The organism is Providencia sp. UF-183 (genome assembly GCF_058246155.1).
Genome location: NZ_JBSICD010000007.1, coordinates 178,703 through 190,272, shown reverse-complemented (window position 1 = coordinate 190,272; position 11,570 = coordinate 178,703). Strand labels below are relative to the sequence as shown.

Here is an 11,570-nt window from a genome sequence, read left to right as displayed (position 1 = left end):
GTTGCATAAAATTGGATATTAAGTGCACTTTTCAAAGAAAATGTCAATAACGAGAATGATTCTCAAATGCGAAATGGCATTTAAAGTGAAACTGGCTTATCGATTACCCATAAAAAAGCCAAAAATTCAAATGATTAGATTACGAATTTTTGGCTAGATAATTGTGTGTTTTTATCGAAAATTATCGCTGAATGTTAGCTTGCAATGTGGTTTTCTGACTGAGATTGGTGCGGATCGCGCGTTGTTGCCCCTGCAAGGTTACGGATCAATAAACCAAAGTTGACATCAACATCGTCAGGAATAGGCAGGTACACTATATACCCATTACCCGGTGCGACATCGATAGCTTCACCTTTGCGGTTCGTTAAGGCATCGAGGGTAAACACGATATTGCCCGCAGGTGTCATCATTTCTAAGCTATCGCCCACGCTAAATTTATTTTTTACATCCACTTCCGCAAGGCCATTGACGCGTTTACCTGTAAATTCGCCAACAAACTGTTGGGTATCTGACACAGAATAACCGTATTCGTAGGTTTGATAGGCATCGTGAGTATGGCGGCGTAAGAAACCTTCGGTATAACCACGGTGAGCTAACCCTTCTAGGGTAGACAGTAACGTTGGGTCGAACGGTTTACCTGCAACGGCGTCATCAATTGCACGGCGATAAACCTGTGCAGTACGCGCACAATAATAAAAAGATTTAGTACGGCCTTCGATCTTCAGTGAATGAACACCCATTTTGGTCAGGTTTTCAACATGTTCAATGGCACGAAGGTCTTTAGAGTTCATAATATAGGTGCCGTGTTCATCTTCAAACGCGGTCATATATTCGCCCGGGCGTTTGGCTTCCTCAATCATAAACACTTTATCCGTTGGCGCGCCAGCACCCAATGTTGGGGCAACGTTTTGTACAGGGATAGGTTCATGAACATGAACAATGTTGCCTACATCATCTTCTTTACCTTCTTCCACTTTGTATTCCCAACGGCAGGCGTTGGTGCAGGTACCTTGGTTCGGGTCACGCTTATTAATGTAGCCAGATAACAGGCAACGGCCTGAATACGCCATGCACAATGCACCGTGGACGAACACTTCCAATTCCATATCGGGCACTTGCTGGCGGATTTCCGCAATTTCTTCCAAAGACAATTCGCGGGATAAAATTACACGGGTCAGCCCCATTTGTTTCCAGAATTTTACCGATGCCCAGTTAACCGCATTTGCTTGAACGGATAAATGAATATCCATATCAGGGAAGGCTTCGCGCACCATCATAATCAGACCGGGGTCAGACATAATCAGTGCATCAGGGCCCATTTCGATAACGGGTGTTAAGTCACGAATAAAGGTTTTTAATTTGGCATTATGCGGTGCGATATTTACCACCACATAAAATTTCTTACCCAGCTCATGGGCTTCTTGAATGCCCTTGGCGAGATTTTCGTGGTTAAACTCGTTATTACGAACGCGTAGGCTGTAACGGGGTTGCCCTGCATAGACGGCATCGGCGCCATAGGCAAAGGCATAGCGCATATTTTTTAATGAACCGGCAGGGGATAAAAGCTCTGGTGTAAACATGGTTTGTCTCTATCTGATATCAAGTCAGCACCATTTCAGGGGAAATGGCGTATTAAGGGCGGTGATTTTAACGCTAATTGCGTCAAAAACCAAATATCCCTTAATAAAAGTACGTCTATTGAGTATTTAAACGTCATCCCAGCGATAACCTAACCCATAAATTGAGCGAATAAAGGTTTTTTCGTTATCTAATGACTCTAATTTGCGGCGTAAGTTTTTTACGTGGCTATCAATTGTACGGTCTGTGACGACCCGGTGGTCATCATAAAGAATGTCGAGAAGCTGATCGCGGGAGAACACTGTGCCTGAGTTATCGGAAAGAAACTTGAGCAACCGAAACTCAGCAGGGGTGAGCTCAAGCAATTTTGGCCCATAACGCACTTGGAACGCATTTTCGTCAATAATCAGTTGTGTTGAATTATTGGATTGAGAGGGCGCCATGGCAACTTGGCAACGGCGCAAAATGGTTTTAACTCGAGCAACCACTTCCCGTGGGCTAAAGGGTTTGCAAATATAGTCATCAGCACCAATTTCTAGCCCTAATAATCGGTCTATTTCCTCTGTTTTCGCCGTCACCATCACGATAGGCACATCACTGAATTTGCGTAATTCACGGCAAACCGATAACCCATCTAAGCCGGGTAGCATTAAATCCAATAATATCAGGTCAGTATGGTTATTTTGCACATAAGGAATAACCTCATCGCCACGACTTAATAAGGTGGGGAGGTAATTCGCCGCTTGCAGGTAATCAAATAACAGTTGGCCTAATTTAGGTTCATCTTCCACAATCAAAATATGGCCATTGTGACTTTCTGCCATGATCAAACCCCTTTTTCCTGAGATTGTATCGGTAATGTGATAGTGATTTTGACACCGCCAAGGGATGAAGGCGCAGCGGTGATAGTGCCATTATGCGCTTCAACGATATTATAGCAAATGGCTAACCCCAAGCCTGAGCCGCCACTAGCACGGTTACGGGAACCTTCCGCACGGTAAAAACGTTCGAAAATATGTTGGCATTGCAGTGCTGTCAGGCCCGGCGCGCTATCTTGCCAAACAATGGACAACTGATGGTGTTGCTCTGTGACATCAATGGTAATTTGCCCCTCAGGATCCGTATAACGCAGGCTGTTTTCCATCAAATTATAGAATAATTGATTAATGCGATCTGGGTCAGCAAACACGATGGCGTGTTCAATGAAGTGACGAAAAACTGTCAATTGTTGGTCTTCAATACGCCAACGGGATTGCCCGATGACCATATCCAGTAAAGGAATAATATCAATAGGTTGCTTACGATAAATCAAAGAGCCACGGTCAGAAAGCGACAACTGATGCAAATCATTTACCAGCTTAATCAGCGTATGGGTTTCATTGAGGAGAGAATTAATGGTTTCCGGTGTCGCTTGGCGTACACCATCTTGCACTGCTTCTAACTCCCCCCGTAAAACGGACAATGGGGTGCGTAGCTCATGGGAAATATCCGCCATATAATCTCGGCGCATTTGCTCATTTTTTTCGAGAGTAGAGGCGAGGTGATTGAAATCTTTCGCTAATTGACCTAATTCGTCTCGGCCTTCTTCGGGTACGCGAGTGGTAAAGTCACCGCGTGCTAACTGGTTAGTGCCTTCAAGTAAGCGTTTAATTGGCTTTAAAAAGCTGCGAGCGAGAAAAATAGTAGCGATCAGCGCCACAAACAGGGACAGCCCCGCAATCACCCAGCTGGTATACAGCTGTTTGCTGTCAAAGCGGCGGTCAAGAGCACTGCTGATACCGTCTTCATAGCTGGCAACCAGCCAACCCACGGTTTTCCCGTCATCGGTGATAATCGGTTCACGGATCACTTTGCTTGGCGGTGTGATTTCTTTACCAAAAATCAGTCTATCTTGCGAGTCATAGACCCAAAATATCGTCCGCCAGCGTTGGCGCATAGGGCCGCGGTGTTGCTGGTGCTCAACTGAGCGTAAAATGCGGAAAAAAGTGCGTTCATCGCCTAATAAAAAGCGCCAATTTCCCGTTTCTTGATATTGTTCCGCAAGGGCTGCTGATACCTGCTCAACCCGTTGTTGGTCATTTTCTTTAATATAATCAACGAAGCCATGTTGGAAACTCATGCGCACGCCTTGGTGCATGATCACCACGAGCAGCAAACAGGTAGCGAAGATAGCCAGAAACAGGCGGGTACTCACACTGTTAAATCTAAGCTTCATGGCGTTTCTCCGTTTTAAGGCGTGACGCTGTTTTTCTGCTTGCCCAACGCTGTCTTAAGCTATCAAAGCTTAAATACACCACGGGAGTGGTGAACAGCGTGAGCAGCTGGCTCATGATCAAACCGCCCACGATGGTGATCCCCAGCGGTTGGCGTAATTCTGCACCATCACCACTACCTAAAACTAAGGGTAAAGCACCAAAAATTGCAGCCAATGTGGTCATCAAAATGGGGCGGAAACGCAATAAACTGGCACGGAAAATGGCTTCACGAGCGGTTAAACCCGCAGTTCGTTGAGCTTGGATAGCAAAGTCCACCATGATGATGGCATTTTTCTTCACGATACCAATAAGCAACATGATGCCAATTAAGGCGATTAAACTAAATGGAGTATCAAATAATTCTAAGGCTAATAATGCACCGACCCCCGCAGACGGTAAAGTGGATAAAATCGTCAGTGGATGAATGTAGCTTTCATACAAAATACCGAGCACTAAATAGACGGTGACGATAGCCGCTAAAATCAAAAATAGCTGTGATTTCAAGGTTTCTTGGAAAACCTGCGCCGTACCCGCAAAGGTGCCGCGTACCGTTGAAGGCACGCCAAGGGCCGTCATGGTTTTTTCAATTTCCACCATCGCATCATTCAATGTGTAACCATCTGCCACGTTAAAACCGATGGTGGATGCAGCGGATAACCCTTGGTGATTCACGCTAAGTGGTGCATTAGCGGGTTGCCAACGCGCAAAGTAGGAGAGGGGGATCGCTTGCCCGGTTTTGTTAATCACAAACATTTTATCAAGGGCGCTGACATCTTGGGTATATTCGGGCGCGACTTCCATCACCACTTTATATTGGTTCATGGCTTCATAGATGGTGGAAACTTGGCGCTGGCCAAAGGCGTTATTCAGTAAACTGTTGGCTTCACGTACGTCGATCCCTAATTGTGCCATCAGGTCTCTGTCATACGTGATGGCCATTTCGGCGCCTTTATCTTCTTTATCGGAGTTCACGTCGGTTAACTGTGGAAGTTCGCCTAACGCTTTACGGATAGCTGGCTCCCAATCTCGCAGTGCATTGAGTTCATCGGCAAGCAAGGTAAATTGGTAGCTGGCATTTGCTTGGCGACCGCCGACACGGATATCTTGCACTGGCATCATAAATAAGTTTGCCCCTGGCTCATTGGCAAGCTTGGTGCGTAAACGGTTGATAACCGTCGCTGAATTTTCAGTACGCTCCCCAAGAGGTTTCAGGGAGATATACATAAAACCACTGTTAACGCGGCTGCCACCCGTAAACCCAGTCACATTATCGATAGCCGGGTCTTCTTTAACCTGCTCCATAAAGCGGGTCATTTTTTCTTTCATCGATTGGAACGAAATACTTTGGTCAGCACGGACAAAGCCCAATACTCGGCCTGTATCTTGTTCAGGGAAAAAGGCTTTAGGAACCGTGATATACAAATAAACATTGAGCCCAATAGTAGCAAACAAAATGGCTAATACGCTGCGGCGGTGGTTTAACACCCAATTCAGTGCAACACCATAGCGTTCTTGAACCCACAGTAAAACACGGCCAAAGCCACGGTGCTTGGCTTTGACATTTTTTCCGCGTTTTTTGAGCAAATAGGCGCACATCATCGGGGTCAGGGTGAGGGAAACAACCAATGAAATTCCAATGGCGGTCGCAAGGGTGATGGCAAACTCACGGAAAAGCCGACCAACCAGCCCATCCATCAAGAGGAGCGGGATAAATACTGCCACTAAGGAGATACTCATGGAAACCACGGTAAAACCGACTTCGTGTACCCCTTTGACGGCAGCCATAAAGGGTTTCATGCCATTTTCAATGTGACGGGAGATATTCTCCAGCACCACTATGGCGTCATCGACCACAAAGCCCGTGGCAACGGTCAACGCCATTAAAGATAAGTTATTAAGACTAAAGCCGCACAAATACATGGCAGTAAAAGTCCCAATTAACGAAACGGGTACGGCAATAGCAGGAATTAAGGTGGCACGCCCAGAGCGCAGGAACAGCAGAACCACTAAAATAACCAGTGCGACGGCGATTAATAGGGCACGTTCAACTTCCGCAAGGGAAGCTCGAATGGTCGGTGTTCTATCCTGCGCAACTTTGAGGTCAATGGCGGCGGGGATCATATCTCTAAATTCTGGGATTTCAGCCCGAATGCGATTGACCGTTTCAATAATATTGGCACCCGCTTCACGGCGAATAACAATCAAGATGGCGGGCTTGCCATCTGCCATACCCGCGGCACGGACGTTTTCAATGGAATCTTTTACATTGGCAACATCACTGAGCTTAACTGCATTACCTGCCTTATAGTGGACAATAATAGGGCGGTAATCGGCGGCTTTTTTCAGCTCATCGTTGGTTTGTACCTGATAGCGTTTTTCGTTGTCGTTAATGTAGCCTTGGGGTTGACGTACGTTAGCGCTGCTAATCGCTGAGCGTACGGCATCAAGGGAGACACCTTGGTTGAATAATGCGGTTGGGTTTAACTCGACACGCACTGCGGGAAGTGAACCGCCGCCCACAGACACTTCACTGACGCCTTCAATTTGTGCAATGCGTTGGGCAAGGCGTGTCGAGGCGATATCATAAATTTCCCCTGTCCCCATGGTTTGCGATGTCATGGTTAAAATCATGATAGGGGCATCGGATGGGTTCGACTTGTAGTACCGCGGGCGGCTCGGCATGCCGCTAGGTAACAGGGTTTGGGCGGCATTAATGGCAGCTTGGACTTCACGGGCCGCGTTATTGATATCTTTATCGAGGTTAAATTCAAGGGTAATGGTGGTGCGACCCAGCGCGCTGCTTGAGGTCATCTCGCTGATCCCTGCGATGCTACCTAATGAGCGTTCTAGCGGGGTTGCAACGGACGATGCCATAGTTTCAGGTGATGCACCAGGAAGTGACGCTGTCACGTTAATCACGGGGTAGTCCACTTGGGGAAGTGGCGCGACAGGTAAAAAGAGAAAGCTTAATGCGCCGCACAAGGTGATCGCCACACTAATCAGCGTGGTAGCAACGGGGCGGCTAATAAACAGGGCAAAAAAGCGTTTCATTACGACACCTGCGCCTTATTCATTTGACGACGTGCTTTTAGGTAATGTGACAAACGGTCAAATAACAAATAAATCACTGGGGTGGTGAACAGCGTTAATATCTGGCTCATAATCAAACCACCCACCATGCAAATCCCCAGAGGTTGGCGCAATTCAGCACCCACACCCGTACTGAGCATTAATGGCAATGCACCTAGCAGAGCAGCCATTGTTGTCATCAATATTGGGCGGAAACGTAATAAACAAGCTTGATAGATGGCATCGTAAGGTGACATGCCTTGCTCTCGCTCTGCGGCGAGTGCAAAGTCAATCATCATGATGGCGTTCTTTTTCACGATACCAATCAATAAGATAATCCCTATTACTGCGATCACATCGAGGTCTTTTCCTGCCATCATCAAGGCGAGAAGTGCTCCCACACCCGCCGTCGGTAAGGTGGAAAGGATGGTAATTGGGTGAATAAAACTTTCATATAAGATACCCAGCACGATATACATCGCCACAATCGCCGCTGCGATTAGCCAAATGGTGCTGCTTAAGGCGGCTTCAAAGGCTAAAGTGGCACCTTGGAATTGCGTGGTAATGGATTTTGGCATCGAAATTTGTGATTCCGCGTGCTTGACGGCATTAACTGCGGATTCTAGAGACGCACCCTCGGCCACATTAAATGAGAAGGTGACGGCTGGGAATTGGTCAAGGTGATTAATCGCCAATGGGCCATAACCCTCTTGAATATTCACTAAGGTGCTCAGTGGTACAATAGCGCCATCAGTGCCTTTTAAGCGGATATCATTCAGGGCATCCATCCCATCACGAGTTTGCGTATCATGTTCTAAAATAACGCGATATTGATTCGATTGGGTGTAAATGGTCGAGATCATGCGCTGGCCGAAGGCATTGTACAGCGCGTTATCGATGGATGACATGGTAATGCCAAAACGGCTTGCCGTGTCACGGTTAACATTCACGTAAGCGACTAACCCTTTATTTTGCCAATCGCTACTCACGTCGGTCAATTCAGGTTGCTGCTCTAACTCACTCATCAACTTAGGTACCCACGTCGACAATTCATCGAGGGTGCCCGCTTGCAGGGTGAATTGATATTGAGTACGAGCAACTTGCGTATCAATGGTTAAATCTTGCATTGGTTGCAGGTATAAATTCACCCCAGCAATGTTATCAACGGATTGTTGCAGGCGAGCAATAATCGCCACCACGCGATCTTCACGGTCATCAAGGGGCTTCAAGGTAATTTGAATGCGTGCGTTATTCAGTGTTGCGTTTGTACCATCAACACCAACGTAGGTTGTGACGTTGTCAACGGCAGGGTCGGCGAGGAGTTTGTCCGCGACTTCTTGCTGTTTTTGCGCCATCGCAGAAAACGAAATGGACTGCCGACTTTCAATGGAGCCTTGGATAATGCCGCTGTCTTGTAATGGGAAGAAGCCTTTTGGGATCCACATATACAGCAAGACGGTAAGCACCATGGTGCCGAGTGCAACGGACAGTGTGAGCCATTGGTGGTTTAAAATTCGCTTCAGCCAAACGGCATAACCTGCCACCATACGGTCAAAGAATCGCTCACACGCTAACTCAAAACGGTTATGTTTATGCTGTGATTCTGGCTTTAATAGCCGTGCGCACATCATTGGGGTTAAGGTGAGGGACACCACCGCTGAAATTAAAATAGCGACAGCAAGGGTAATGGCAAATTCACGGAATAAGCGGCCAACAATATCCCCCATAAACAGTAGCGGGATTAACACTGCGACAAGGGAGAAGGTCAGAGATATAATGGTAAAACCGATTTCACCTGCACCTTTTAATGCGGCAACCAGCGGTTTATCCCCTTGTTCTAAATAGCGAGAGATATTTTCGATCACCACTATCGCATCGTCCACCACAAAGCCGGTGGCGATGGTCAGCGCCATTAATGTCAGGTTATTCACGGAAAATCCGCAAAAATACATCACCGCAAAGGTGCCCACTAATGAAAGGGGAACCGCAATGCCGGGGATCAACGTGGCAATACCATTACGTAAAAAGAGATAAATAACCATAACAACCAGCGCGATAGCTAACATCAACTCAAATTGTACGTCGTTGACTGATGCGCGAATGGTGCTGGTTCTATCCGTTAAAATATCCACATTAACGGATTTAGGGAGGCTTTCAATCAGTTCGGGCAATAATGTGCGAATAGTATCCGTGGTTTCTATGACGTTTGCACCGGGTTGGCGCTGAACGTTAATCACGATAGCTTGTTCGTTGTTTGCCCATGCCCCCAAGTAGGCATTTTCAGCGCCTTCTTTAATGGTCGCAATATCCCCAAGGCGCACCGGTGCGCCATTTTGGAATGCCACAATTAACTTGCGGTAATCCTCAAGGGATTTCATTTGGTCGTTGGCTGAAAGGGTCACTGCGCGTGTTGGACCATCAAAGCTCCCTTTGGCGGAATTGACGTTGGCATTATTAATAGCGACACGAATGGTTTCGCTGTCTAGCCCTTTGGCGGCCATCGCTTGTGGGTTCAGGTTCACACGGACGGCAGGGCGCTGACCACCCGCGAGCGTCACTAAACCAACGCCATTAACTTGGGAAATCTTCTGTGCAATACGCGTTTCGATAATATCTTGTACTTGAGTTAACGGCATCGCATCGGATGTTACTGCCAGCGTTAAAACAGGCGGATCCGCGGGGTTCACTTTGTTATAAATCGGGGGATAGGGTAAATCCGATGGAAGTAGGCTGCTAGCGGAATTAATGGCAGCTTGCACTTCTTGCTCGGCAACTTCTAATGGCAATGAAAGTTGGAACATCAAGGTGATGACGGACGCGCCACCTGAGCTTTGGGATGACATCTGTTTCAAACCTGACATCTGCCCAAACTGGGTTTCAAGGGGAGCGGTAACCGCGGAGGTCATCACATCAGGGCTTGCGCCGGGGTACAGGGTGACAACCTGAATTGTTGGGTAATCGACCTCAGGTAAGGCGGAAACAGGTAAGAAGCGATAGCCAATGATCCCTGCTAATAAAATCGCTACCATAAAAAGAGTGGTCGCAACAGGGCGTAAAATAAATAGGCGAGAAGGGCCGCCGCCTTTCAACGTTTCAGGCCGCATTACGCTTTCTCCGCGCTAGACGGTTTACCTTTGCGAGGTTCTTTGTCTTTTTTAGTTAGGCTTTCAGGGGTAACGACCTCAACAGTAGTACCATCAGTGAGTTTATCAACGCCGTCTGTAATGACTTTTGTATTAGCAGCTAAACCACTTTCAATCACCACTTGTTGGCTATCTTGCATACCTACCGTTACGGTATGCTTGCTGACTTTGTTATCCTCACTGAGGATCCACACATAATGGCCTTCATTACCCATTTGTAATGCGGCGGTAGGGATAACCACAGCATCTTGTAAGGTTTCAACCTGCATCTTCACATTAACAAATTGATTTGGGAACAATTTTTGTTCTTCATTGGTGAAGCGCGCTTTAATTTTTAATGTGCCTGTAGCTGCATCAATTTGGTTATCAGTACTGAGCAATTCGCCACGGGCAATCAGTGCAATATTATTGCGGTCCCAAGCTTCAATCAGCACATTTTTACTGGTTGCTTGGGCTTGTTGGATTGCTGGGATGTCCCCTTCAGGTAACGCAAAAAGCACATCCGCAGGTTGAGTTTGGGTGATCACCACAATCGGTGTCGAAGTCCCAGAGGAGACAAAATTCCCCACATCCACCTGTTTTAACCCTACGCGGCCTGAGATAGGGGCGGTGATTTTGCTGTAAGTTAATTGCAATTTGGCGCTGTCGACCGCGGCTTGGTCAACTTTAATACTGCCTTGGGCTTGCAATACTAACGCACGCTGGTTATCCAGTTCTTGTTGTGAAATAACTTTTGTGCCCGCTAATTTCTGGTAGCGCGCTAAATCCAATTGGGCATTGGCAAGCGTTGCTTTATCTTTTGCCAGTTGGCCTTCTGCTTGGGCTAATTGTACTTCAAACGGGCGAGGGTCAATTTGTGCCAGTAAATCCCCGGCATTGACATATTGCCCTTCGGTGAAATAGAGCTTCATCAATTGCCCTTCAACGCGGCTAGTGACGGTCACGACATTGGCCGCTTGAACGGTTCCTAAGCCAGATAAAAACCGTGGTACTACTTTTTGTTCTGCAACAGCAAATTGTACAGGCGCTAACACGCGAGGTGGACGCCCCATCGCGCTGCGTGAATTGGGTTTGGCAACAGCACTTGAGTTAGGCGTGTCTGTTGCTTTTTCTTGATTGTAAAAATACCAAGTGGCTCCGGCTGCCACAATGATGGCAACAAAAATAGCAGAGCGAGTAAAAGATTTGCGGCGATTTTGCTTATTCATTTTTGGACATTCGCTTAACTCAAAAGAGTGGATAAAATTAGTCTGGCTTTGAGGCAAAAAACTAACTGAAAAGAGTCAGTTACACATACTAATAGTTTAGCCTGATAGGTACAAAGAAAAATGGAGGAATTATGAATAAGTGTCAATTTATGTGGAGGAAAACACAGGGATTTGTCATGTAAAACGAACAAATTTTTTTTAGGACAATCTCTAAAATTTCAAATGAGAAGTATTATCATTTGAATTCAAAGGATTATGTCTTCCATATATAATTTGGATATGAATTATATCGGTTTATATAAATAAAAAATTAGTTA

6 protein-coding genes are annotated in these 11,570 nt (G+C 46.5%); all 6 read right to left on the bottom strand.

Translation table 11 applies throughout. From position 1 onward, the window contains the following. Nucleotides 1-194: 194 nt before the first annotated feature. Complete coding sequence (gene trhP, locus AC4IFT_RS09065) at nucleotides 195-1,580, bottom strand: prephenate-dependent tRNA uridine(34) hydroxylase TrhP (RefSeq protein WP_490751143.1); 1,386 nt, start codon at nucleotides 1,578-1,580, stop codon at nucleotides 195-197. Between the two features lie 126 nt (nucleotides 1,581-1,706). After that, nucleotides 1,707-2,402 carry an envelope stress response regulator BaeR gene (gene baeR / locus AC4IFT_RS09060; RefSeq protein ID WP_490730975.1) on the bottom strand — a complete coding sequence of 232 codons (696 nt, stop codon included), beginning with the start codon at nucleotides 2,400-2,402 and terminating at the stop codon, nucleotides 1,707-1,709. Between the two features lie 2 nt (nucleotides 2,403-2,404). Next, complete coding sequence (baeS, locus tag AC4IFT_RS09055) at nucleotides 2,405-3,793, bottom strand: envelope stress sensor histidine kinase BaeS (protein ID WP_490751142.1); 1,389 nt, start codon at nucleotides 3,791-3,793, stop codon at nucleotides 2,405-2,407. Further along, complete coding sequence (gene mdtC, locus AC4IFT_RS09050; protein ID WP_490751141.1) at nucleotides 3,783-6,884, bottom strand: multidrug efflux RND transporter permease subunit MdtC; 3,102 nt, start codon at nucleotides 6,882-6,884, stop codon at nucleotides 3,783-3,785. The genes baeS and mdtC overlap by 11 nt, the downstream gene beginning before the upstream one ends. Further along, nucleotides 6,884-10,006 carry an MdtB/MuxB family multidrug efflux RND transporter permease subunit gene (locus AC4IFT_RS09045; RefSeq protein WP_490751140.1) on the bottom strand — a complete coding sequence of 1,041 codons (3,123 nt, stop codon included), beginning with the start codon at nucleotides 10,004-10,006 and terminating at the stop codon, nucleotides 6,884-6,886. The genes mdtC and AC4IFT_RS09045 overlap by 1 nt, the downstream gene beginning before the upstream one ends. Beyond that, entirely contained in the window at nucleotides 10,006-11,253 is a 1,248-nt protein-coding gene (locus AC4IFT_RS09040; protein WP_490751139.1) for an MdtA/MuxA family multidrug efflux RND transporter periplasmic adaptor subunit, read from the bottom strand. The genes AC4IFT_RS09045 and AC4IFT_RS09040 overlap by 1 nt, the downstream gene beginning before the upstream one ends. Between the last annotated feature and the right edge of the window lie 317 nt (nucleotides 11,254-11,570).

Coding starts and splice junctions, on each gene's coding strand:
- trhP (WP_490751143.1), bottom strand. CDS start 1,580: ATGTTTACACCAGAGCTTTTATCCCCTGCCGGTTCATTAAAAAATATG.
- baeR (WP_490730975.1), bottom strand. CDS start 2,402: ATGGCAGAAAGTCACAATGGCCATATTTTGATTGTGGAAGATGAACCT.
- baeS (WP_490751142.1), bottom strand. CDS start 3,793: ATGAAGCTTAGATTTAACAGTGTGAGTACCCGCCTGTTTCTGGCTATC.
- mdtC (WP_490751141.1), bottom strand. CDS start 6,884: ATGAAACGCTTTTTTGCCCTGTTTATTAGCCGCCCCGTTGCTACCACG.
- AC4IFT_RS09045 (WP_490751140.1), bottom strand. CDS start 10,006: ATGCGGCCTGAAACGTTGAAAGGCGGCGGCCCTTCTCGCCTATTTATT.
- AC4IFT_RS09040 (WP_490751139.1), bottom strand. CDS start 11,253: ATGAATAAGCAAAATCGCCGCAAATCTTTTACTCGCTCTGCTATTTTT.